This window comes from Streptomyces sp. bgisy100 (assembly GCF_057709105.1).
The window spans coordinates 70,023-93,197 of the sequence record NZ_JBYITE010000025.1; the positions used below are offsets into that span (position 1 = coordinate 70,023).

Here is a 23,175-nt window from a genome sequence, read left to right on the forward strand (position 1 = left end):
ATCCCAATCGGGCGACGGGTGGGCGGATCAGTTGCCGGTGAAGGCGGTGTACTCGTCGGCGGAGAGCAGGTCCGCCGGCTCGTCACCGACCCTCACCTTGAACAGCCAGCCGCCCTCGAAGGGGGCGGAGTTCACCAGCGCGGGGTCGTCCACGACGTCCTGGTTGATCTCGGTGACCTCGCCGGTGACCGGGGAGTACAGATCGCTGACCGACTTGGTCGACTCCAGCTCACCGCAGGACTCGCCCGCGGTGACGGTGTCGCCGGCCTCCGGGAGCTGGACGTAGACGACGTCACCGAGCGCGTCGGCGGCGTGCGAGGTGATGCCCACGGTCGACACACCGTCCTCGGCGACGGTGAGCCACTCGTGCTCCTTGCTGTAGCGCAGCTGCTGGGGGTTGCTCATGACCTGATTCTCCTGGATGAGGGGGCGTGCTGTGGTGCCGGGTCTTGACAGATGGGACGGCGGTGACGAGAGATTCCCGACAACCGGTCGGCGGTGGGTGACCGGCCGGTGACGGTGCCCGTCGGGAGCGCGGACAGGCCGCGACGTCGGCGCGCCGCCGGCGCAGACGTCAGCGCTGCCGCTTGTAGAACGGCAGGGCGACGACCTCGTACGGCTCGTGGCTGCCGCGGATGTCCACCGCGACCCCCTCGGTGCCGGGCGCGGCGTACTCGGCGTCCACATAGGCGATGGCGACGGGCTTGCCCAGGGTGGGCGAGGGGGCGCCCGAGGTGACCTCGCCGATCACGGTGCCGGAGCCGGCGGCCACCACCGGGTACCCGGCGCGCGGCACCCGGCGGCCCTCGGCGATCAGGCCGACCAGCTTGCGCGGCGGGGCCTCCTCGGCCCGCTTCGCCGCGGCCTCAAGGGCCTCACGGCCCACGAAGCGGCCGTCGTTGGTGGTCTTCTCGAACTTCACGACCCGGCCCAGCCCCGCGTCGAACGGGGTGGTGTCCGTGGTCAGCTCGTGCCCGTACAGCGGCATGCCCGCCTCCAGGCGCAGGGTGTCCCGGCAGGACAGGCCGCACGGCACCAGGCCCGCGTCCTTGCCCGCCTCCGTCAGCGCCTGCCACAGCGCCTCGGCGTCACCGGGCGCCACGAACAGCTCGAAGCCGTCCTCGCCGGTGTAGCCGGTCCGGGCGATCAGCGCGGACACGCCGGCCACGGTGCCGGGCAGACCGGCGTAGTACTTCAGCCCGTCCAGGTCGGCGTCGGTCAGCGACTTCAGGATGCCGGGGGACTCCGGGCCCTGGACGGCCAGCAGGGCGTACGCCTCCCGGTCGTCCCGCACCGCGGCCCCCTCGAAGCCGGCCGCGCGCTCGGTCAGCGCGTCCAGTACGACCTGCGCGTTCGAGGCGTTGGCGACGACCATGAACTCCTCGTCGGCCAGCCGGTAGACGATCAGGTCGTCGAGGATGCCGCCCCGGTCGTCGCAGATCATGGTGTAGCGGGCGCGGCCGGGAGCGAGCGCGGAGAGATTGCCGACCAGGGAGTAGTCCAGCAGCGCCCCGGCCTCCGGGCCGGTCAGGGTGATCTCACCCATGTGGGAGAGGTCGAAGAGTCCGGCGCGGGTCCGCACCGCCAGGTGCTCGTCGCGCTCACTGCCGTAGCGCAGCGGCATGTCCCAGCCGGCGAAGTCGGTCATGGTGGCGCCGAGCCCGCGGTGCAGCGCATCGAGGGCGGTACGGCGTGATGCATCGGTCATGTTCAGGCTCCCAAGCAAGGGTGGCGAGGCTCTGTCGACAACAACACAGCCTCCCCATCTGTCATCGGAACCTGAGAGGTTCGCCACGACCCGGCAGGCGGGTCACAGCTTGCACCTTGGGTGGGACCGCTCCACGGCGGCCCGCTTTTCAGATGTGCCTCGCCTGCGCGGTACGGGGCCTGAGAGATTCAAGGGAGGACTTGCTCCTTCGGCGCTCCGGCGCCCGGCACACTGCCGGTCCGGAGACTCTCCCGCGCGGGTTACAAGCGGCCGGTATGGAGTTTGCGCGCACATCATTGCACGCCTGTGACACTTTCGGACCCTGCGGGCGGGGGATAAGGCGGTTGTATGGCATTACCTTTTCTTGAAACTCTGCGGCAGCCGCAGTGACCGGACCTGGGAGGACGATCACGGTGCAGAGCCACGGAACGTTTGCGACAGCCTCGGGGGTCGGGCTCGGCGCGGTGCCCCACCAGACGGGCCCGGCCGCCCCGGCCGCCCCGGGCGTCGTCCGCCCCGGCCGCCTGGCCGGCACCACGGAGCTGCGCGGGCGCCCGGCCGCCGCGCTGCGCTACCCCGCCGGGGACGTGCTCGTCGTCTCCGGCCTGCCCGGCAGCGGCAAGAGCACCCTGATCCGGCGGGCGGCCGGCGCCCCGGAGCACGCAGGGGCCCGGGTCCACCGGGTGGACTCGCAGGACACCCGGGACCGCTGGGAGCGCAGGATGCCCGCGCTGCTCCCGTACGCCGTCTACCGCCCCCTCGTCCGCCTGGCGCACTACGCCGGGCTGCGCCGCGCGCTGCGCTCCGGCGACAGCGTCGTGGTGCACGACTGCGGCAGCCTCGCCTGGGTGCGCCGCTGGCTGGCCCGCGACGCGCGCCGGCGCGGCCGCTCCCTGCACCTGGCGCTGCTCGACGTGGAGCCGCGGGTCGCCCTGGAGGGGCAGGCCTCGCGCGGGCGCGGGGTCTCCGGGTACGCCTTCGCCCGGCACCGGCGCGCCGTGGGGCGGCTGGTGCGGGAGCTGGAGGCCGGGCGGCTGCCGGACGGCTGCGCCTCGGCCGTCCTGCTGGACCGCCGGGCCGCGACCACGCTCTCCGGCATCGGGTTCGACTGACCGGCGCCGACGCTTCCGCAGCGGTCCCGGACGGTTCCGGAGCGGTCCCGGACGCTTCCGGAGCGCCCCCGTCCGGAGGATCCGGCCGCCCGCGGCGGGCGGGACGGCGCCAAATGGCGGAAAGGTCCGGCGCGTCCTGGAGGGTCCCGACAGAAATCCGGTCACCCCAGGGGAGCTCCCGGGGCCCGCAACCGCTAGGGTTCCTGTGCAGTTCGGACGAGACGTGGTGGGGCCCGATGAGCATGACGGAGCAGCACAGCTATACCTCGCTTCCCGACGGGGCGACCCCGGGCGGCGGATTCCCCGGCAATGCACTCGAAGAGGCGCTCGCCGCCTCCGTGGGCGTGGCCGGCGCCGGGCCCCGGCTGGTCGAGGCGCTCGGCCGCAGCCATGTCTGGGTGCCGCTGCCCAACGGCGGCAGCCGGGAGAGCCGGGACCTGGACCTGCCCACCGTCGAGATCGACGGCGCCGCGTACGTCCCGGTGTTCAGCTCCGAGCAGCAGTTCCTCCAGGTCGTCGGCTCGCACGTCTCGTTCACCGTCGCGCCGGCCCGGGAGTTCGCCCGCGGCCTCCCGCCGCAGCTCGGCATCGCCGTCAACCCGGGCGGGGCCGTCGGGGTTCCGCTGCCGCCCGCCGCCGTCGCCGAGCTCTGCCGCACCGGCCGGACCGAGCTCGACGGGCCCGCCTCGGGCGGCCGGGTGCGGCTCTTCGAGCCCGACTGGCAGGACGAACCCGTCGACTTCCTCGCCGCCGCCGCGGGCGAGTTCGCCGTCACCGGGCTGGTCCGCACCGCCCGCCGCGCCCTCGCCAGCGTCGAGGGCGACGCGCCCGCGCTGTTCGTCGGCGTCGAACTCGTCCGCTGCGAACCGGAGGACCGGACCGTGGTGATGGAGGCCCTGGGGCGTGCGCTGGGCGCGGTTCCGGTGCCCTGGCCGGTGCAATTGGTACTCCTGGACGTCGCGAACGACCCCGTGGGGCACTGGATGCTGGAGCGCGTGCGCCCCTTCCACACCGCGGAGCGCTGAACGCGACCCGGGTGTACCCCCGGTGGTGCACCGGGACGGGCCACCGTCGGCCCGTAAGCTGGTTGGATGACCGGGCGGGAGCGGGACTGCCCCGCACAGTGCCGACAGGCCGGAAGAAGGGGCGGAGTCAGGTGAGCGCGGGAGCCAGCGCAGCGGCGGCCGGAGCCGTCGAGCAGATGCTGCGGCAGGTGACGCCCGGGCGGTACGACGCCTATGAGGCCCTGCTGCGCGCCCTTGCCGAGGAGCAGGTCTGGATGCTGCTCTGGCACGGCCGGCCCGGATCACCGGACGCCCAGTACGGGAACATGGAGGTCGGCGGGCTGGGTTACGCCCCCTGCGTCACCTCCGCCCAGGAGCTGGCGGCCAGCGGCTGGAACCGTGCCCACGAGGTCGTCACCGGCTGGGAGATCGCGTCGGCCCTCTACCCCGAGCGCTGGGGCCTGTGGCTCAACCCGCACGCCCCGGGCGGCGGCGTCGGCATTCCCTGGGCGGATCTCCGCCGGATCGCCGGCGGACTGGACCGGCTGCCCGCCGGGCCGCTGCGGCTGTCCGAACCGACCATCGAGATCCCGCAGTTCTACGCGCTGCTCACGCAGAACGCGCACCGCACCCCCGCCGTCCGGGCGCTGCGCCGCGCCTGGGTGCAGCCCGCGCTCGGCGCGCCGTACCTGGCGATCGGCCTGGAGCTGTACGACACGGGCCCGCAGGCGGTGGACTCCGTGCGGGTGATGATGCAGCAGTCGATCGGGGCCGTCCCGGACGGGCTGCCGGTGTCGACGGTCGCGATGTCCGACGAGTACGACCCGGTGGCGATGTGGCTGCGGGCGAACGCCCGGCCGTTCTTCGACCGGGACGCCTACGGCGCCGCGGCGGCGCCGCCCACCGGGCCCGCCCCCGGCTACGGTTACCCGCCCGCGCCCGCCGGCGGTGCCCCGGAGGCACAGGGCTGGCAGGGGCCGGCACCCCGGGCGTACTGACCGCACCGGGCGGGCGGACCCGGACCCGGATCCGCCCGATCCGATCCGCGCCGGCGCGGGCGCGTCCGCCTGGTCCGCGCCTGCCCGATCCGCGCCTGCCCGGCCTGCCGTTGCCCGGTCGGCGTCCGCCTGAGCTCTGTCCGCCTGACCTGCGTCCACTCGGCCCGTGCCGCCTGACCGCTGTCCGCCCGGCCCGTGCCCGCCGGTACCGGCGCACTGATCGCTGCCCGTCGGTACCCGGCGGAACCGACCTCCGTCCGCCGTCCGAACCCCCCCCGCCGTCCGAACCGTCCGCCGGTGCCGGCTGCGCCGCCGTCCCGGAGTTCCCCGTCCCGGAGTTCCCGAGCCGGAGTTCCCGAGCCGGAGTTCCCGAGCCGGAGTTCGCCGAACCGGGAGCTCCCCGTCCCGGAGCTCCCCGAACCGGCGGCAGGGCTCCGCGACCTGGCGCATTCTGTACGGTCCGGCACGCATAACAGCCCCTCCACACCTCCCCGGAATCCCCCGGACGGCATCGTTCCGCCCGCCCGCCGGCTGCTCCGGGGATGGCATGACGTGCAGCAACTTCGCGTCATATCAAGGGATATGGCCAGGTTTTGGTTCCGCTCTTGCTGTTCTGTTGTTCGGATAACGGAGGACGCCTGGTCACATCACAGTTGCGCATCCATTGCCGGGGAAGTCTGGCGGGGCCTCAGACCGCGATGAAGACTCCCGGCAACGACGCGGCGTCGGCCCTCTGGGACCGCTCCGGAACGTTTTCGTACCACTCGTTCAGCTCGCACCACTGATGTGATCAAGCCGCTCCGGCGGCGGGCGTGGGCCGTTTCATGCGGCCGAGAGGGGTTCCCCAGACGATGACCGCACCACCGCACGACACGAGTGCCGTTGAGACCGCGGCCGTCGACGTCGCCGCCGATGTTCCGGTCGCGGCGATCCAGGGACGCTCCCCGTGGCGCATCGCCTGGATCCGGCTGAAACGGGACAAGCTGGCGCTGGCCGGCGGCGTCGTCGTGCTCCTCCTGATCCTGGTCGCGGTGTTCGCGCCGCTCATCGTCGGTCTGCTGGGCCATCCGCCGGACGAGTTCCACGAGGAGAAGATCGACCCGCTGTTCGGCACCCCGTACGGCTCCTGGGGCGGCATCAGCGGCGACTTCCTCTTCGGCGTCGAGCCGGTGAACGGCCGGGACGTGTTCTCCCGGGTGGTCTACGGAGCGCGGATCTCGCTCCTCGTCGCCTTCCTGGCCGCGATGGTCGCGGTCGCCCTCGGCACCGTCTTCGGCGTGGTCGCCGGCTACTTCGGCGGCTGGGTCGACGCGGTGATCAGCCGGGTCATGGACGTGCTGCTCGCCTTCCCGCAGCTCCTCTTCATCATCGCGCTGGTCTCGGTGCTGCCCAACGAGATCCTCGGCGTCTCCGGCAGCGGCGTGCGCATCGGCGCGCTGGTCGTGGTGATCGGCTTCTTCGGCTGGCCGTACGTCGGGCGCATCGTCCGCGGCCAGACCCTCTCGCTGCGGGAGCGGGAGTACGTCGAGGCCGCTCGGAGCCTGGGCGCCGGGCAGATCTACATCCTCTTCCGGGAGCTGCTCCCCAACCTGGTGGCCCCGATCACCGTCTACACGACGCTGATGATCCCCACCAACGTGCTCACCGAGGCCGCGCTCAGCTTCCTCGGTGCGGGCGTCAAGCCGCCCACCTCCTCGTGGGGGCAGATGCTCGACAAGGCGGTGGACACCTATGAGTCGGACCCCACGTTCATGGTGATCCCCGGTCTGGCGATCTTCATCACGGTGCTGGCGTTCAACCTCTTCGGCGACGGCGTGCGGGACGCGCTGGACCCGAAGGGCTCCCGTTGAGCCCACCGGCACCGACCGCAACGACCCAGCTCAGAACCGCCCCTGCCGATCCGTCGGGCGGCCATTCCACAACAGTCGTCGCCCGGTGGGCCGCGACCATCACGGAGGTTGCTAGATCGTGAGAACGAACCACGCTTCGAGACGCAGACTGGCCGCCGGCTCAGCCCTCGTCGTCGCCGCCCTGCTGGGCACCGCCGCATGCGGCGGCGGAGGAAAGGACGACGACGGGAAGGGAGGTGCCCCCGGGTTCAACGCCGCCGTCGGCAACATCGCCAACGCGTCGGCGAAGAAGGGGGGCACCCTCAAATTCATCGGCACCCAGGACGCCGACTCCTGGGACCCGCAGCGCGGCTACTACGGCTTCATGTGGGACTTCGCGCGGTTCTACACGCGTCAGCTCATCTCCTTCAAGACCGCGCCGGGCAAGGCCAGCACCGAGCTGGTGCCGGACATGGCCACCGACACCGGCAAGGTCTCCCCGGACGGCAAGACCTACACCTTCACCCTGCGCTCCGACGTGACCTGGGAGGACGGCAAGCCCGTCACCTCGCAGGACATCAAGTACGGCATCGAGCGCATCTGGGCGCAGGACAAGATCTCCGGCGGCCCGATCTACCTTCAGCAGGTCCTCGACCCGAAGAAGGAGTACGCGGGCCCGTACAAGGACAAGAGCAAGGACAAGCTGGGCCTGAAGTCCATCGAGACCCCGGACGAGAAGACGATCGTCTTCAAGCTGCCGAAGGCCAACGGTGACTTCCTCCAGATGCTGGCGATGCCCTCGGCGACGCCGGTGCGGCAGGACAAGGACACCGTGGAGAAGTACGGCCTGAAGCCGTTCTCCAACGGTCCCTACAAGTTCGACTCCTACACCCCCAACAAGGGGATCGCGCTCTCCCGGAATGCCGAGTGGAAGAAGAGCTCGGACCCGATCCGCAAGGCGCTGCCGGACAAGATCACGGTCAAGCTCACCACCAACGCCGACGACATGGACAACCGGCTGATCGAGGGCGACTACGACCTCGACATCAACGCCACCGGTGTCGGCGCGGCCGGCCGCCAGAAGGCCCTGCGGCAGCACAAGGAGAACCTGGACAACCCGCAGACCGGCTTCATCCGGTACGCGGTGTTCCCGCAGACGGTCAAGCCGTTCGACAACGTCCACTGCCGCAAGGCGGTCATCTACGGCTCCGACCACAAGTCGCTGCAGAACGCCCGTGGCGGCCCGATGGCGGGCGGCGACATCGCCACCAACATGCTGCCGCCGGCGATCAAGGGTTCCGACCCGAAGTACGACCCCTACGGCGTGCTCAAGAACAAGGGCGCCGCGGACCTCGCGAAGGCCAAGGCCGAGCTCAAGGCCTGCGGTAAGCCGAACGGCTTCAAGACCACCATCGCGGTCCGCAACAACAAGCAGCAGGAGATCGACACCGCGCAGTCGATGCAGGCGTCGCTGAAGAAGATCGGCATCGAGGCCGACGTCGACCAGTACGACGGCGCCCAGACCTCCGGCATCATCGGCGCACCGAAGAACGTCGACAAGAAGAACTACGGCATCATCATCATGGGCTGGGGCGCCGACTTCCCGTCCGGCCAGGGCTTCTCCCAGCCGCTGGTGGACGGCCGGTTCATCCTCGACAGCGGCAACAACAACTTCTCGATGCTGAAGGACCCGTCGATCGAGAAGCTCTTCGACAAGGGCCTCGCCGAGACGGACCCCGACAAGGCGGCCGACTACTACCGGCAGATCAACGAGAAGGTCTCCGAGCACGCGGTGTACCTGCCGTTCACCTTCGAGAAGAACATCATCTGGCGCAGCTCGCGGCTGACCAACGTGTACACGGCCGACTCGTACAACGGCCGTTACGACTACGCCTCGCTCGGCGTCAAGTGATCACCCGTACGCTTCCCACGGCGCATCGCCGCTAGGCACGAAGGGCAGGTGATGGCCGCGCGCGGCGGCTCGGGGGACCTCTGCGGAGGTCTCCCGAGCCGCCTGCCGGGCCGACTGCAGTGCTCGCATACCTCATCAGGCGGCTGGCCGCCGTTGTCTTGATGCTGCTCGTGGTCACGCTGGTGACGTTCGGCATCTTCTTCATGATCCCGAAGCTGACGGGCAGCGACCCTGCCGCGATGTTCATCGGGAAGCAGGCGGACCCCGCGGCGATCGAGGGCGTCCGGCAGAAGCTCGGCCTGGGTGATCCGATCCTCGTCCAGTTCTGGGAGTTCGTCCGCGGCATCTTCCTCGGCCGCGACTACGTGGGCGGGGGCTCCTCCATCCACTGCTCGGCGCCCTGTTTCGGCTACTCGTTCCGCAATGAGCAGGCCATCTGGCCGGTCCTCCTCGACCGCCTGCCGGTCACCCTCTCGCTGGCCGCGGGCGCCTGTGTCCTGTGGCTGCTCGGCGGCGTGACCACCGGCATCGTCTCCGCGCTCAAGCGGGGTTCGCTGCTGGACCGTTCGGCCATGAGCATCGCCCTCGCCGGCGTCTCCCTGCCGATCTACTTCACCGGTCTGCTGTCCCTGGCGATCTTCAGCTACCAGCTCGGCTGGGTCGAGGGCGAGTACGTGGAGTTCGCCGAGAGCCCGGGCGGCTGGTTCGGCGGGCTCGTCCTCCCCTGGGTGACCCTCGCCTTCCTGTACGCGGCGATGTACGCCCGGCTCACCCGGGCCACCATGCTCGAGATCCTGGGCGAGGACTACATCCGTACCGCCCGCGCCAAGGGCCTGCGGGAGCCGGTCGTCATCGGCAAGCACGCGCTGCGCTCCACCATGACGCCGATCCTCACGATCCTCGGCATGGACCTGGGCGCGCTCGTCGGCGGCGCGATCCTGACGGAGACCACCTTCAACCTGCCCGGTCTCGGCCAGGCCGCGGTGAAGGCGATCGGCGACCGGGACCTGCCGCTGATCCTCGGCGTGACGCTCATCGCGGCGGCGGCCGTGGTCGTGGCCAACCTCGTCGTGGACCTCCTGTACTCCGTGATCGACCCCCGAGTGAGGCTCTCGTGACGGATCTGACCAAGTCCGGCGCCGTCGGCGAGCCGGTCGCCACCGCCTCTCCCGCCGCGGAGGCCTTCCTGGACGTGCGGGATCTGCGGATCCACTTCCCGACCGAGGACGGTCTGGTGAAGTCCGTGGACGGGCTCTCCTTCCAGCTCGAGAAGGGGAAGACGCTCGGCATCGTCGGCGAGTCCGGCTCCGGCAAGTCCGTGACCTCGCTGGGGATCATGGGCCTGCACAAGGTGGGCCAGTACGGCCGGGGGCGGGCGCAGATCTCCGGGGAGATCCGGCTGGACGGGAAGGAACTGCTGTCGGCCGACCCGGAGGAGGTGCGCCGGCTCCGCGGCCGGGAGATGGCGATGATCTTCCAGGACCCGCTGTCCGCGCTGCACCCCTACTACACGATCGGCGCGCAGATCGTGGAGGCCTACCGGGTCCACCACGACGTGGACAAGAAGACCGCCCGCCGGCGCGCGGTCGAGCTGCTGGACCGGGTCGGCATCCCCGAGCCCAAGGCCCGGGTGGACAGCTATCCGCACGAGTTCTCCGGCGGGATGCGGCAGCGCGCGATGATCGCGATGGCGCTGGTCAACAACCCGGAACTGCTCATCGCGGACGAGCCCACCACCGCCCTCGACGTCACCGTCCAGGCGCAGATCCTCGACCTCATCCGGGATCTGCAGAAGGAGTTCGGCTCCGCGGTCATCATCATCACCCACGACCTGGGCGTCGTCGCCGAACTGGCCGACGACATCCTGGTGATGTACGGCGGCCGCTGCGTGGAGCGGGGCCCGGCGGAGAAGGTCTTCTACGAACCGCAGCACCCCTACACCTGGGGTCTGCTGGGCTCCATGCCGCGGATCGACCGGGAGCAGACCGAGCGGCTCATCCCCGTCCAGGGCTCCCCGCCCAGCCTGATCAACGTGCCCAGCGGCTGCGCCTTCCACCCGCGCTGCCCGTACGCGGACGTGCCGGCCGGGGGCGTCAGCCGCACCGAGCGCCCCGAGCTCCGCGAGGTGGCGGGCGGGCACCACGCGGCCTGCCACATGACGCAGGAGGACCGGACCCGGATCTGGACCGAAGAGATTGCCCCGAAGCTGTGAGCAAGGCAAAGGACGCCGAGATGACGATTCCGGAGCAGGCCGCCGCATCTCCTGAGCCGCTGCTCAAGGTGTCCGGGCTGGTCAAGCACTTCCCGATCAAAAAGGGACTGCTGCAGCGCCAGGTCGGAGCAGTGCAGGCCGTGGACGGACTCGACTTCGCCGTACGGCCGGGGGAGACCCTGGGCGTGGTGGGCGAGTCGGGCTGCGGGAAGTCGACGATGGGCCGGCTGATCACGCGGCTGCTCGAACCGACCGCGGGGAGGATCGAGTTCGAGGGCAAGGACATCACGCATCTGGGCACCACCGGGATGCGGCCGATGCGCCGCGACGTCCAGATGATCTTCCAGGACCCCTACTCGTCGCTGAACCCGCGGCACACGGTGGGCTCCATCATCGGGGCGCCCTTCCGGCTCCAGGGCGTGGATCCCGACGGCGGGGTGAAGAAGACGGTGCAGGGACTGCTGGAGCTGGTCGGCCTCAGCCCCGAGCACTACAACCGCTATCCGCACGAGTTCTCCGGCGGCCAGCGCCAGCGCATCGGCATCGCCCGCGCGCTCGCCCTCAAGCCGAAGCTCGTCGTCGCGGACGAGCCGGTCTCCGCGCTGGACGTGTCGATCCAGGCGCAGGTCGTCAACCTGCTGGACGACCTCCAGCAGGAGCTGGGCCTCACCTATGTGATCATCGCGCACGACCTGTCGGTCATCCGGCACGTCTCCGACCGCATCGCGGTGATGTACCTCGGCAAGATCGTGGAGCTCGCCGACCGCACCTCGCTGTACGAGACGCCCATGCACCCCTACACCCGGGCGCTGATGTCCGCGGTGCCGGTGCCCGACCCCCGGCGGCGCACCGAGCGCAACCGCATCCTGCTCAAGGGCGACGTCCCCTCGCCCATCGCGCCGCCGTCCGGCTGCCGCTTCCACACCCGCTGCTGGAAGGCGACCGAGCTCTGCTCGACGCAGGAGCCGCCGCTGGTCCAGCTGCGGACGGGCCACCAGGTGGCCTGCCACCACCCGGAGAACGCCCCCGACCAGGCACCGGCCGACACCCCGCTGGAGGGCGCCGCGGACGCGATCGGCCTCAGCACGGCCGCCGCCGGCGCGGACGCCGACGGGGACACCACGGGCTCCGTGCGCGGGAAGAACGTGAGCAAGGAGACCGGCACGGAGTAATGGCCCCGGGGCGGACCGGCGGCATGATGACCGGGTGCTCCTCACCGATCTGTACACCCCTTCCGTCCAGCACTCCCTGGACCTCGTCGGGATCTTCGTCTTCGCGATCTCCGGTGCGCTGCTCGCCGTGCGCAAGAACTTCGACGTGTTCGGTATCGCGGTGCTCGCCGAGGCGACGGCGCTGGGCGGAGGGGTGGTGCGTGATCTGATCATCGGTGCCGTCCCGCCCGCGGCCTTCACCGATCTGGGCTACTTCCTGATGCCGCTGGTCGCGGCGACCTGCGTCTTCTTCCTCCACCCCCAGGTGGAGCGGATCAACGGCGCGGTGCTGGTCTTCGACGCCGCGGGCCTCGGACTGTTCTGCGTGGCGGGCACCACCAAGGCCCACGAGTACGGGCTCGGGCTCACCCAGTCCGCCGTCCTCGGCCTGGTGACCGCGGCCGGCGGCGGTGTGCTCCGCGACGTGCTCGCCAACGAGGTGCCCTCCCTGCTGCGCTGGGACCGCGACCTCTACGCGGTGCCCTGCGTCGTGGGCGCCACGATCACCGCCCTGCTCATCCACTTCGACGCGCTGAACGCGCTGAGCAGCGCGAGCGCGGCGGTCATCGCGTTCCTGATCCGGATCCTCGCCATGCGCTTCGGCTGGCGTGCGCCCCGCGCCTGGCACCGGCGTTCCTCGGCGGTGGAAGAGGCCTGACCCGGGCCGTGGTCGGTGCCCTCAACGGTCTCCGGCCTCCCCCGCCGCGGGCAGGTGACGGGCTCACGGACCGGCCCGCGGGCGCCGGATCCCGGGGCTCCGCTGTGATGTTCAAGACAATACTACCCGCCGGTAACTTCTGGGTGTTACCGTGCAGCGCATGGCACAGGCAGCAGCTCAGGCAACCATCGGCAGCAGCGAGTTCGACCGCGATACGGCTGTCGTGCAGCGCGCCCCCGGCGTCTACGACGCCCGGCTGTCCGAGGGCTGGACGATCATCCAGGCGGTCAACGGTGGCTACCTGCTCGCCGTTCTCGGCCGCGCCCTCGGTGAGGCGCTGCCGCACCCGGACCCGTTCACCATCACCGCGCACTACCTGACGGCCTCCACCCCGGGCCCGGCCGAGATCCGCACCGAGACCGTACGGACCGGCCGCACCATGTCCACCGGCACCGCCACCCTGGTGCAGCGGGCCGAGGACGGTTCGGACGTCGAACGCATCCGCGTCACCGCCCACTACGGCGACCTCGGTGCCCTCACCGACGAGGTCCGCACCACCGCGAAGCCCCCGGCCATGCCCCCGTACGAGCAGTGCCTCGGCGCGAACGACGGGCCCGGGGCCAGTGTCATCCCCGGCAGCAGCGCCATCACCGACCGTCTCGACCTGCGGCTGGATCCGGCCACCGCGGGGTGGGCGGTCGGCTCCCCGTCCGGCAACGGCGACATGCGGGCCTGGTTCGGTCTCGCCGACGGCCGCGACCACGACCCGCTCTCGCTGCTGCTCGCCGTGGACGCGCTGCCGCCCACCGCCTTCGAACTCGGCGTCCTCGGCTGGGTCCCCACCGTCGAACTCACCGTGCACGTCCGCTGCCGGCCCGCGCCCGGCCCGCTGCGCGTGGCGATCAGCACCCGCAACCTGGCCGGCGGCTTCCTGGAGGAGGACGCCGAGGTCTGGGACAGCGAGGACCGCCTGGTGGCCCAGTCGCGGCAGCTGGCGCGGGTGCTCCAGGTCTGAGGGGCGGGGGGCGTGGCCCTTTGCGGTGGCGTCGGCCAGGGATGCGCCGGGTACGGTCGCGCCCGGTACGGATGTGCCGGGCGGGTGCCCGGTACGGGTGTGCTGCCGGGGGCCAGTGCCCACCGCGCGAGTGCGCACGGCGCCGGTGCGGACGGAAGCGCTCCGCCGGGCCCCTCCCGGCCGGTCGTCCGCCCGCCGGTCATGAGCCGGTACGCGCCTTAACCCCGCCCCGCCGCGGCTCGTAGAATCGGGGGCACCATGGCCTACCTCGACCACGCCGCCACCACCCCGATGCTCCCGGAGGCGGTGCAGGCGATGACCGCCCGGCTCGCCGTCACGGGCAACGCCTCCTCCCTGCACGCGGCGGGGCGCAGAGCCCGCCGCGCCGTCGAGGAGTCCCGGGAACACCTCGCCGCCGCGCTCGGCGCGCGCCCCAGCGAAGTGGTGTTCACCGCGGGCGGCACGGAGTCCGACAACCTGGCCGTGAAGGGCCTCTACTGGTCCCGCCGGGCCGCCGACCCGGCCCGGATCCGCGTCCTGGCCAGCCCCGTCGAACACCACGCGGTGCTGGACGCCGTCGACTGGCTGGCCGAGCACGAGGGCGCGCGCGTCGAGTACCTGCCGGTCGACGGCTACGGCCGGGTCCACCCCGACGCGCTCCGCGACGCCATCGCGCGCGACCCCTCCGACGTCGCCCTGGTGACCGTCATGTGGGCGAACAACGAGATCGGCACCGTCCAGCCGGTCCGGGAACTCGCCGCGGTGGCCGCCGAGTCCGGCATCCCGATGCACGCCGACGCGGTTCAGGCGTTCGGTCAGCTGCCCCTCGACTTCGCCGCTTCCGGCCTCGCCGCCATGACGGTTTCCGGCCACAAGATCGGCGGCCCGTACGGCATCGGCGCCCTGCTGCTCGGCCGGTCCCACGCCCCCGTACCGCTGCTGCACGGCGGCGGCCAGGAGCGCCAGGTGCGGTCCGGCACCCTCGACGTGCCCTCCGTCGCCGGGTTCGCCGCCGCCGCCCGGCACGCCGCCGAGCACCAGCCCGTCTTCGCCCGGGAGATCGGCGCGCTGCGCGACAAGCTGATCGCCTCGGTCCTGGCCGCCGCCCCCGACGCGATCCTGGGCGGCGACCCCGACCCGGACGGCCGGCTCCCCGCCAACGCGCACTTCTCCTTCCCCGGCTGCGAGGGCGACTCCCTGCTGCTGCTCCTGGACGCCCAGGGCATCGAGTGCTCCACCGGCTCCGCCTGCACCGCGGGCGTCGCCCAGCCCAGCCATGTGCTGCTCGCCACCGGCAGCGACCCGGACCTGGCCCGGGGCACGCTGCGCTTCTCCCTCGGGCACACCTCGACGGAGGCCGACATCGACGAGCTGGCGGCGGCGATCGGCCCGGCGGTGGAACGGGCCCGGAACGCCGGCCTGAGCTGAGGGCGCCCGGGCCGCCGGGGCTGCTGGAGCCGCCGGGCCGCCGGGTGCCGCCGGAGCCGCTCGAGCCACCGGGAGCCACCGGGAGTCGATGGAACCACCAGAACCACCGGAACCACCGGAACCACCGGGGCCGCAGTCATCGGAGCCACCGGAAGCGCCCGGGACGGCCGGCCCGGGCAGGGGGCAGTCAGGGGCGGGCCTCAGCCCCTCAGGCCCGCCGCACCAGCCGCAGATAGCGGTCCCAGTCCCAGTGCGGACCGGGACAGGTGTGGTCGGTGCCCGGCACCTCCACATGCCCCACGATGTGCTCGCGGTCCTTCGGGATGCCGTACCGCTCGCAGATCCCCGCGGTCAGCTTCGCCGACGAGCGGTACATGACATCGGTGAAGAACTCCGGCCGGTCCACCCAGCCCTCGTGCTCGATCCCGATGCTCCGCTCGTTGTACGCGCGGTTGCCCGCGTGGAACGCCACGTCCAGCTCGCGGATCATCTGCGCCACATGGCCGTCCTTCGAGCGCACCACGTAGTGCGCGGCGGCGCGGTGGCCGGGGTCCTTGAAGACCTTCAGAGTGAGCGGATAGGTGGCCTGCGGGACATGGATCACCACCCGGTCGATTCTGTAGTCGGCCGGCCGGTCGGCCCGCCGCCAGTTCGCGTCGGACGCCGGTATCCACTCGGCGCCGCGGTGATCGAGCTCACCCGGTCTGCGCGGCTTGTCGTTCCCCGGGAGCCGCCACCACAGCCGGGACAGCGAGTCCGACGCCAGGTACCCCGCCGTGCCCAGGACGGCCGCACCGCCTCCGACCAGCACCGCACGCCGGCCGACCACCCCTCGGGACCGCTCTTCCATCCCGCCCCTGCCTTCCCGGCGGCCCTCCCGGCCACCGGTTCGACAACGGCTGCGGACACTCGTCCGGTTCCCCTTACCCTGGTAGAGCTATGAACGACTTTCCCGGTGCTCCCTCCGGCCCCCGCGACGGCGGCCGCCTCCGTGTCCTCGCCGCCATGTCCGGCGGTGTCGACTCCGCGGTGGCCGCCGCCCGCGCCGCCGAGGCCGGCCACGACGTCACCGGCGTCCACCTCGCCCTCTCCGCCAACCCGAAATCCTTCCGGACCGGGGCCCGCGGCTGCTGCACGATCGAGGACTCCCACGACGCCCGCCGGGCCGCCGACGTCATCGGCATCCCCTTCTACGTCTGGGATCTCGCCGAGCGCTTCCGCCAGGACGTCGTCGAGGACTTCGTCAACGAGTACGCGGCCGGCCGGACCCCCAACCCCTGCCTGCGCTGCAACGAGAAGATCAAGTTCGCCGCGCTGCTCGACAAGGCGCTGGCGCTGGGCTTCGACGCGGTGTGCACGGGCCACTACGCGACCGTCGTCATGACCGAGGACGGCTCCCGCGAGCTGCACCGGGCCTCCGACATGGCCAAGGACCAGTCCTACGTCCTCGGCGTGCTCGACGAGAAGCAGCTCGCCCACGCCCTCTTCCCGCTCGGCGACACCCTCACCACCAAGGACGAGATCCGCGCCGAGGCCGAGCGCCGCGGCTTGGCCGTCGCGAAGAAGCCGGACAGCCACGACATCTGCTTCATCGCGGACGGCGACACCCAGGGCTTCCTGGCGAAGCACCTCGGTACCTCCGAGGGCGACATCGTCGACGAGGACGGCACCCGGCTCGGCAGCCACAGCGGCGCCTACGGCTTCACCATCGGCCAGCGCAAGGGCCTGCGCCTCGGCGTCCCGGCCGCCGACGGCAAGCCGCGCTACGTCCTGGACATCTCCCCGGTGGACAACACCGTCACCGTCGGCCCCTCCGACGCCCTCGACGTGAACGGCCTGACCGCGATCCGGCCCCGCTGGTGCGGCACCGCCCCCACCGGCCCCGGCCGCTACACGGCGCAGCTCCGCGCCCACGGCGGCGAGACCGAGGTGACGGCCGAGCCGGTCGACGGGGAGCTGCGGGTCACCTTCGCCGAGCCGGTCCGAGGGGTGGCCCCGGGCCAGGCGATCGTGCTGTACGACGGCACGCGCGTGGTCGGCTCGGCGACGATCGCCACGACCGAGCGGGCGAAGGCGACGGCGGGCTGAGGCTCGGCCGGGCCGCTGCCCGCCCGACCGCTGCCGTCTGTCTCACGAATCCCTTTCCGGAGCCCGGGAGTCTGGTTGTGGGGATATCGGTGGGTTATCGGTGATGCTGTCAAGGACCGCGTTATTCCGTCGCAACAGAGATCAACGAGCCTTATTCTTCTGCGTGTTGTGGAACCGGCGCAGACCCACGGGGGGTGAAGGCCGGGGCCACAGAAAACGGGAGGAACAACAAGTGAAGAAGGCTCTCAAGGGCCTGAGCGTCGGCTCGGTCGCGCTCGCCTGCGTGCTGATGTCCGGAACCGAGGCCCTGGCGGCCGAGGGGCACGGCGCCCGCTACGGCGGCTGCCGCAACTACATCAAGGTCTGGCGCAGCGGCGGCAAGGTCGTCGCGCAGGGGAAGATGGTCTGCAACCAGCGGGTCAGCATCATGCGCCCGAGCGCTGCGCTCTCCTCGTACAAGAACGGCGACTTCAAGGACTACACGGGCGGTGGCCTGAACGGCTGCCACCGCGCGAAGAAGTGCTACTCCAAGAAGGTCTCGCTGAAGGCCCACAAGGGCTGGAAGTACCGCGGCACCAACATCGGCACGGCGTCCCTCTCCGGGCCGAACCAGGGTGACATGGTGTGGCCCAAGCGGACCCACGCCAATGTCTGGTACAAGGTCCGCTGACCTGCGCCGACTCGCACCGCTGACGGGCGGCGGGCGGCCGGCGGACTGCCGCCGGTGACCTGACCACCCGGCGCGCCGGGTGACGCGGAGCTTCCGCCTGCACCTCATGTGGCTGCCGTCCCCTTCGGGGCGGCAGCCACATGGCGTTCCACAGCCCTGCCCGGCCGCCGGTCAACGCCTGCGGCGCAGCCCGGCGCAGCACACCACCGCAGCGGTCAGCCCGAAGAGCCCCGCCGTGAACCACGCGTCCTCCGACGTGTGCGAGGCACCGGGCCGGTCCGGAAGGCGCGGCGCCAGCATCCCGAAGGGGTCCTGACGGAGCGTCACACGGTCCGGGCGCTCGAAGGAATCGGAGCAGTTCTCCTGCTCGCTCAGCTCGTACATCGTGTGATTGCCGCCGGTCTCCACCACGGTGCAGTGCGCATGTTCGCCCCGCCACTCCACCCCCGTGACGACCACCGGGGAACGGACCCCGAATTTTTCCATGTACAGCCCGTAGAGCCCGGTCCCCGCGCAGAGCCCGAGGACGACGCCCAGGATGGCGACGAGCAGGGCAGCCCACTTGCGGTGCCAGACCCCGCTGACCAGCACGACGGCGGTGACGAAGGTCGCCAGGGCGACCACTGCGCCGCAGAGATTGGTCGCCGGATGCGGGAACACGCCGAGCACGGAGGCGGTGGCGAACCCGGCCGGCACGAGGAGAGCCCACACCAGTGAGTTGAGGAGACTCGGGGGAGCGTCCGGGATGTCAACGGCCTTCTCCGGCGCGGAGGATGACACGGTCCCTGCTGGTCGCACCCCGGTTTCCCTCTCGGTCGTGTTCGGGTCGAAATCCAGCATGCACGACGGGACGCGAGCGGCAGCGTGCGGGGGGACGGGAACCAGCCGTACACATGCGGTGCTTGAGGGAGCGTCATGCGCAAGAACAGCGTGCGAAAGGCCCCGCTGGGAGGGCGCTGCTCCTCGGGCGGGGCCTGTGGCGCGGTTCCGGGCCGGATCAGTCGGCCGATGTTTCCCGTGCTCGGGAGGCGTAGTCGACGAAGGCCGACCAGGCGTCGGGGGTGAACGTCAGGGCGGGGCCGGTGCGGTTCTTGGAGTCCCGTACGTGCACGGCCCCGGGGCACGTGGCGACCTCCACGCACTCACCGCCTTCGCTGCCGCTGTGGCCGGATGTGCGCCACTCGACGGCGACCTCGATGCAGTCACCGCCGTCGCTGCCGCTGTAGCTGCTCTTGAACCAGGTGAGGCGGGCCGAACTACGCGGTGTGCGTTCGGTGTTCATGATCCTCCTGCCAGCGAGCGCTCGATGTGCTCCATCGACTCCTCCGGAAAGAGGGCCTGTGAACGGATGATCGCATAGCGGTGCGTTGCGACACTGACTTCTTCGGGCCTGGATAGGAAGTAGCTGCCGCGCTGCCCCTCAACGTAGGCGATGGTCCGGTGGTCAGGAGTCTCCAGTAGCGTCATCGGGCCATCGAGGCCTGCATGGGTCTCTCTGCTGTCCGGCATGATCTGTAGCACGGCATGCGGCATCGCGGCGCAAGTGAGCAGGTGACGCAGCTGCCCCTCTCGCACTGCCTTGCCGCCGATCGCCTTCCGTAGCACCGACTCCTCCAGAACGAATGTCAGCCGGGGTGCGGGTCTGCGCGCCAGCATCTTCTGTCGAGCCAACCGGGCCTGAACCGCACGTTCGATCTCCTCCTCGTCCAAGGCAGGGCACCGTGAACGGAACACCGCCCTGGCGTAGTCCTCACTCTGGAGCAGCCCCTTGATGACATGGGTGTCGTAGGCATGCAGCGCCAGCGCCTCCGCCTCCAGCTGCACGTACTCCTGCGCCCAGTGCGGGTGGTCCTCCCGTTCCATGTGCGGGGCCAGCACCGCCAGCATGCCGTTCGCGCCCAGTGCCTCGTCCACGCGCTCGATGTAGGCCGGCTGCGGGGAACGTTCGCCGCGTTCCACCATCGCGATCAACGAGTCGGAGTAGGTAATGCGTTGCGCAAGTTCCTTTTGCGTCAAACCGCGACGCTCTCTGAGGAATCGTGACTGGATTCCGAAGATGTGAAGGCTGGGCGGTGGTTGATCCTGTCGGGTCATGGGGACTTCCTCGCTGACGCAGGTCGTACCGGATTGCACCAACCACACAACAGGCCCGTATCGCCGCACCTGTTGTGCGATGTCGTTGACCACGCTAGGGACGCGGCGAAAACGTTGTCGGCATGACCGAGAACGACCCCACGTTTCAGCGACCCGCCCCCGGGTACGGCCCCGCGTCGGCCCCTCCTGCCGTCCCCACCTCTGCTCCTTCCCTGGCCGGTGGCCTGCGGCTGCTGCCCTGGCCCACTCCGGACGGCAGGCCGTGTTATCTCTCCTCCGACGGAAACGGCCGGGTGGCCGAACTCGCGGACCATGTCGAGGAAATGCAGCTGAGGACCGGAGAAGAAATCCTCGGCCACGCCCGGAGGATGCTCGCGGACCACACCGTGCCGACCCGAGAGTTTCGCTTCCTTTCCGCCCGGCTCGCGGAGGCTCTGCACGATGCTCTCCGCATCTCAGAAAGTCGCGGCATGCGTATCCAGCAGGGTGAGATTACCGGCGGAAACACCTCCCGTGAAAATGTGCGCGGAATGCATGGCTGAGCATTCGGAGTGGGATTTTCGCAGGTGAGGGCCGTGGTGTGAGTGCGGCGCCACGGCAGGGCGACCGATGGTGCAAGACCCTGGACTTTGCCCGTGGTTGGGCGTCAGGATGGGGTAAGTCATCGCTTGACAGCGTCCTGCCGGTGCCCCAAGGATGGCGGCGCCTACGGGTTCAGTTGTCGTTCCTGTCCAACAGTCTGTGACGAGAAGCCCACATGACATCCGGCTGTCTTTTTTGTAACTCCTCGAATCCCGAGGGTGAGTGTCAGAACTGCGGGAGTATTGACGGGCTGTCTAATTCCTCGGCGAAGTCGTCCGCAACGGTTTCCGTTGTGCCGGGAAACTCACCGGTCTTCCTGCCGGGCGCCCGAATCCCCCTGGATCCGACGGTGGTTGCCGCCTTCGACGAAAGATCCGGCAGTGCGGAAGGGGCGGAGCGGAACGCCGCCTCCGAGCCGGCCGCCACCCCGCCCCCGGTCGGCTGGGCGAGGCGGGCCGCGCGGTGGGGACTATCCGCGCTCCGCCCCGGACGGCGGCAGGACGGGCAGCGTGACCCGCGGCCCGGCGAACGCTCCGACCAGTTCTCGGACCGCCTGGTGGGGGCAGGCCCCGCCGTCATGATCTGCATCAGCATCGCCGTGCTCTCGGTGCTGGTCGTCCTCTCCGTGTCCGAGCCCCCCTCGACGGAGGAGGAGCCGGTCGCGGCGTGGCCGCGCAAGGCGGCACCGCCCTCGTTCGGCAACGGCGCCGTCCCGACCGCCGAGGAGAGCCCCTCCGAGCGGCCCGACGACAAGAAGAAGCCGTCGAAGTCGGCCGAGCCCACGCCGTCGCCCACCCCGAAGCCCACCCGGCACAAGAAGCCCGGGTCCGGCGTCACCTCCGCCCCGCCGCGCACGGAGCGCCCCGCCCTCGCCTATCTGAACGCGGCGTCCAGCCACTGCCTGGACCTCCGGTACGGATACCGCGCCCCCGGCACCCAGCTGCAGATCTACAACTGCCACGGGTCGGAGAACCAGCAGTTCACCTACACGGAGGCGGGTGAGTTCCGGGTCTTCGAAGACCTCTGCATGACCTCCACCAACGGCGCGTCGCGCGGCGCCCCGGTGGTGGCCGATCCCTGCGACGGCGGCTCCGCACAGCAGTGGCACACCGAGGCCGACGGCACGGTGCGGCAGGCGGGCCTCTGCCTCGACGTCCTCAACCAAGGTCGGGACCCGGAGACCCCCGTCCAGCTGTGGGACTGCTCGAGCGCTGAGAACCAGCGCTGGCTGCCGACCGTCCTCCGTCAGGGGCAGATCTACTGACGGCCGGAACGACGGGTACGGTTCCGGCCGCACGGACCTAGGGTGAGGGCCATGAACATCTGCGTCTTCTGTTCGGCGGAGAACCTCGACGAGCGGTACACCCGCCCCGCCCGCGAGTTCGCGCGGCTCATGGGGAAGGGCGGGCACACCCTGGTGTGGGGCGGCTCGGATTCCGGGCTCATGAAGGTCATGGCCGACGGGGTGGAGGCCGCGGGCGGGCGGCTGGCCGGCGTCTCCGTGGAGTTCCTGTCGCACCTGGCGCGGAACGGCGTCGACGAGATGGTGGTCACCAAGGACCTCGCCGAGCGCAAGGCCGAGCTCCTCGCCCGCGCCGACGCAGTCGTGGTCATGGTGGGCGGCATGGGCACGCTCGACGAGGCCACCGAGATCCTGGAACTGAAGAAGCACGGGCTGCACGACAAGCCGGTGGTGCTGCTCAACGCCGCCGGGTTCTACGACGGGCTGAAGCAGCAGTTCCAGCGGATGGACGCGGAGGGCTTCCTGCCGCGCCCCCTCTCCGAGCTGGTCTTCTTCGCCGAGGACGGCGCGGAGACGATCGCCCGCCTGGAGGAGACCGTCGGCTCGGGGTGAGACGGGCGGCGGACCCGCGGTGAGGCAAGCTGGGGGCATGACTGCACATCTGATCACCGGCGCCGGGTCCGGCATCGGCGCCGCCGTCGTCGACCGGCTGGCCGAACGGGGCGACGAGCTGTGGCTGCTGGCGCGCGACGCGGGCCGGGCCAAGGAGCTGGAGAGCCGGTTCCCCGGCGCCCGCACGGTCGTCGGAGACCTCGCGACCCCGGAGAAGCTCTCCTGGGCGCTCAGCCACCAGGCCCTTCCCGACCGGCTCGACTCACTGGTGCACAGCGCGGGCGTGGTGGACCTCGGCAGCGTCGCCGACCTCACCCCGAAGACCTGGAACGCGCAGCTCGCCGCCAACCTGGTCGCCCCCGCCGAGCTGACCCGGCTGCTGCTGCCCCAACTCCGGGCCGCGCGCGGCCAGGTGGTGTTCGTGAACTCCGGCGCGGGGCTGCGCACCAACCCCCAGTGGGGTGCCTACGCCGCCAGCAAGCACGGCCTCAAGGCGCTGGCCGACGCCCTGCGCGCCGAGGAGCACGACAACGGCGTGCGCGTCACCTCCGTCTACCCCGGCCGGACCTCCACCCCCATGCAGGCCAAGGTCCACCAGCAGGAGGGCAAGGAGTACGACGAGGCGCGCTGGATGGACCCGGCGTCGGTGGCCCGGACGGTGCTGACCGCACTGGACCTGCCGCGGGACGCGGAGATCACCGACCTGTCGGTGCGCCCGGGCGCCTGACAGGAGCTGACCTGACCTGAGCTGACCTGACCTGAGCTGAGCTGAGCTGATCGGACCGGGCGGACCGGGCCC

23 protein-coding genes and 1 riboswitch are annotated in these 23,175 nt (G+C 71.0%); of the genes, 17 read left to right on the forward strand and 6 right to left on the reverse strand.

Annotated features, from left to right (window positions below; translation table 11 throughout):
- Window positions 1–27 precede the first annotated feature (27 nt).
- Window positions 28–405, reverse strand: coding sequence for a glycine cleavage system protein GcvH (gene gcvH / locus AC3EQ1_RS18245; RefSeq protein WP_432095370.1), 378 nt, complete (start codon window positions 403–405; stop codon window positions 28–30).
- A 169-nt stretch (window positions 406–574) separates the two neighbouring features.
- Window positions 575–1,708 (reverse strand): glycine cleavage system aminomethyltransferase GcvT, encoded by a 1,134-nt coding sequence (gcvT, locus tag AC3EQ1_RS18250; protein WP_432095371.1) that lies wholly within the window; start codon window positions 1,706–1,708, stop codon window positions 575–577.
- Window positions 1,709–1,866: 158 nt separating this feature from the next.
- Window positions 1,867–1,972, reverse strand: a riboswitch (glycine riboswitch).
- A 143-nt stretch (window positions 1,973–2,115) separates the two neighbouring features.
- On the opposite strand from gcvT, the gene AC3EQ1_RS18255 reads away from it, so the two are divergent.
- The 11 genes from AC3EQ1_RS18255 (at window position 2,116) to AC3EQ1_RS18305 (ending at window position 15,087) form a co-directional block, all read left to right on the forward strand.
- On the forward strand, window positions 2,116–2,820 hold the full coding sequence (locus AC3EQ1_RS18255) for an AAA family ATPase (RefSeq protein ID WP_432095395.1): 705 nt from the start codon (window positions 2,116–2,118) through the stop codon (window positions 2,818–2,820).
- Between the two features lie 242 nt (window positions 2,821–3,062).
- A complete protein-coding gene (locus AC3EQ1_RS18260) occupies window positions 3,063–3,845 on the forward strand; it encodes an enhanced serine sensitivity protein SseB (protein ID WP_432095396.1) in 783 nt (260 codons plus the stop codon).
- Between the two features lie 176 nt (window positions 3,846–4,021).
- Window positions 4,022–4,822 (forward strand): enhanced serine sensitivity protein SseB C-terminal domain-containing protein, encoded by an 801-nt coding sequence (locus tag AC3EQ1_RS18265; RefSeq protein ID WP_432095397.1) that lies wholly within the window; start codon window positions 4,022–4,024, stop codon window positions 4,820–4,822.
- A gap of 851 nt (window positions 4,823–5,673) precedes the next feature.
- Window positions 5,674–6,672 (forward strand): ABC transporter permease, encoded by a 999-nt coding sequence (locus AC3EQ1_RS18270; RefSeq protein WP_432095372.1) that lies wholly within the window; start codon window positions 5,674–5,676, stop codon window positions 6,670–6,672.
- A gap of 118 nt (window positions 6,673–6,790) precedes the next feature.
- Window positions 6,791–8,563 carry an ABC transporter substrate-binding protein gene (locus AC3EQ1_RS18275; protein WP_488187158.1) on the forward strand — a complete coding sequence of 591 codons (1,773 nt, stop codon included), beginning with the start codon at window positions 6,791–6,793 and terminating at the stop codon, window positions 8,561–8,563.
- 119 nt (window positions 8,564–8,682) lie between these two features.
- Entirely contained in the window at window positions 8,683–9,681 is a 999-nt protein-coding gene (locus AC3EQ1_RS18280) for an ABC transporter permease (RefSeq protein WP_432095373.1), read from the forward strand.
- Entirely contained in the window at window positions 9,678–10,775 is a 1,098-nt protein-coding gene (locus AC3EQ1_RS18285; protein ID WP_432095374.1) for an ABC transporter ATP-binding protein, read from the forward strand. Before AC3EQ1_RS18280 ends, AC3EQ1_RS18285 begins: the two co-directional genes overlap by 4 nt.
- Before the next feature lie 20 nt (window positions 10,776–10,795).
- Window positions 10,796–11,947 (forward strand): ABC transporter ATP-binding protein, encoded by a 1,152-nt coding sequence (locus AC3EQ1_RS18290; RefSeq protein ID WP_432095375.1) that lies wholly within the window; start codon window positions 10,796–10,798, stop codon window positions 11,945–11,947.
- 34 nt (window positions 11,948–11,981) lie between these two features.
- Window positions 11,982–12,644: a trimeric intracellular cation channel family protein gene (locus AC3EQ1_RS18295; protein ID WP_432095376.1), complete on the forward strand. Its 663-nt coding sequence runs from the start codon at window positions 11,982–11,984 to the stop codon at window positions 12,642–12,644.
- Between the two features lie 160 nt (window positions 12,645–12,804).
- The gene (locus AC3EQ1_RS18300; RefSeq protein ID WP_432095377.1) at window positions 12,805–13,659 is read left to right on the forward strand and encodes a thioesterase family protein; all 855 of its coding nucleotides are present in this window, start codon (window positions 12,805–12,807) and stop codon (window positions 13,657–13,659) included.
- Between the two features lie 258 nt (window positions 13,660–13,917).
- On the forward strand, window positions 13,918–15,087 hold the full coding sequence (locus tag AC3EQ1_RS18305) for a cysteine desulfurase family protein (RefSeq protein ID WP_432095378.1): 1,170 nt from the start codon (window positions 13,918–13,920) through the stop codon (window positions 15,085–15,087).
- A 208-nt stretch (window positions 15,088–15,295) separates the two neighbouring features.
- On the opposite strand, the gene AC3EQ1_RS18310 is transcribed toward AC3EQ1_RS18305, so the two are convergent.
- Window positions 15,296–15,937, reverse strand: coding sequence for an N-acetylmuramoyl-L-alanine amidase (locus AC3EQ1_RS18310; protein WP_432095379.1), 642 nt, complete (start codon window positions 15,935–15,937; stop codon window positions 15,296–15,298).
- Window positions 15,938–16,026: 89 nt separating this feature from the next.
- On the opposite strand from AC3EQ1_RS18310, the gene mnmA reads away from it, so the two are divergent.
- Complete coding sequence (gene mnmA / locus AC3EQ1_RS18315; protein ID WP_432095380.1) at window positions 16,027–17,175, forward strand: tRNA 2-thiouridine(34) synthase MnmA; 1,149 nt, start codon at window positions 16,027–16,029, stop codon at window positions 17,173–17,175.
- Between the two features lie 232 nt (window positions 17,176–17,407).
- The gene (locus AC3EQ1_RS18320; protein WP_432095381.1) at window positions 17,408–17,845 is read left to right on the forward strand and encodes a hypothetical protein; all 438 of its coding nucleotides are present in this window, start codon (window positions 17,408–17,410) and stop codon (window positions 17,843–17,845) included.
- Between the two features lie 171 nt (window positions 17,846–18,016).
- Here the strand turns inward: AC3EQ1_RS18320 and AC3EQ1_RS18325 are convergent, their stop codons facing one another.
- From AC3EQ1_RS18325 to AC3EQ1_RS18335, 3 genes are all read right to left on the reverse strand, one after another.
- Entirely contained in the window at window positions 18,017–18,625 is a 609-nt protein-coding gene (locus AC3EQ1_RS18325) for a hypothetical protein (RefSeq protein ID WP_432095382.1), read from the reverse strand.
- Between the two features lie 217 nt (window positions 18,626–18,842).
- Window positions 18,843–19,127 carry a DUF397 domain-containing protein gene (locus tag AC3EQ1_RS18330; protein ID WP_432095383.1) on the reverse strand — a complete coding sequence of 95 codons (285 nt, stop codon included), beginning with the start codon at window positions 19,125–19,127 and terminating at the stop codon, window positions 18,843–18,845.
- Window positions 19,124–19,939 carry a helix-turn-helix domain-containing protein gene (locus AC3EQ1_RS18335; protein ID WP_432095384.1) on the reverse strand — a complete coding sequence of 272 codons (816 nt, stop codon included), beginning with the start codon at window positions 19,937–19,939 and terminating at the stop codon, window positions 19,124–19,126. The genes AC3EQ1_RS18330 and AC3EQ1_RS18335 overlap by 4 nt, the downstream gene beginning before the upstream one ends.
- Before the next feature lie 122 nt (window positions 19,940–20,061).
- On the opposite strand from AC3EQ1_RS18335, the gene AC3EQ1_RS18340 reads away from it, so the two are divergent.
- The 4 genes from AC3EQ1_RS18340 to AC3EQ1_RS18355 all read left to right on the forward strand — a co-directional run bounded on the left by AC3EQ1_RS18340 (window position 20,062) and on the right by AC3EQ1_RS18355 (window position 23,103).
- On the forward strand, window positions 20,062–20,481 hold the full coding sequence (locus AC3EQ1_RS18340; protein ID WP_432095385.1) for a hypothetical protein: 420 nt from the start codon (window positions 20,062–20,064) through the stop codon (window positions 20,479–20,481).
- A 332-nt stretch (window positions 20,482–20,813) separates the two neighbouring features.
- The gene (locus AC3EQ1_RS18345) at window positions 20,814–21,785 is read left to right on the forward strand and encodes an RICIN domain-containing protein (RefSeq protein WP_432095386.1); all 972 of its coding nucleotides are present in this window, start codon (window positions 20,814–20,816) and stop codon (window positions 21,783–21,785) included.
- Between the two features lie 51 nt (window positions 21,786–21,836).
- The gene (locus tag AC3EQ1_RS18350) at window positions 21,837–22,376 is read left to right on the forward strand and encodes an LOG family protein (RefSeq protein WP_432095387.1); all 540 of its coding nucleotides are present in this window, start codon (window positions 21,837–21,839) and stop codon (window positions 22,374–22,376) included.
- 37 nt (window positions 22,377–22,413) lie between these two features.
- Window positions 22,414–23,103, forward strand: a complete 690-nt coding sequence (locus AC3EQ1_RS18355; RefSeq protein WP_432095388.1) for an SDR family oxidoreductase — start codon at window positions 22,414–22,416, stop codon at window positions 23,101–23,103.
- The last annotated feature ends 72 nt before the right edge of the window (window positions 23,104–23,175 follow it).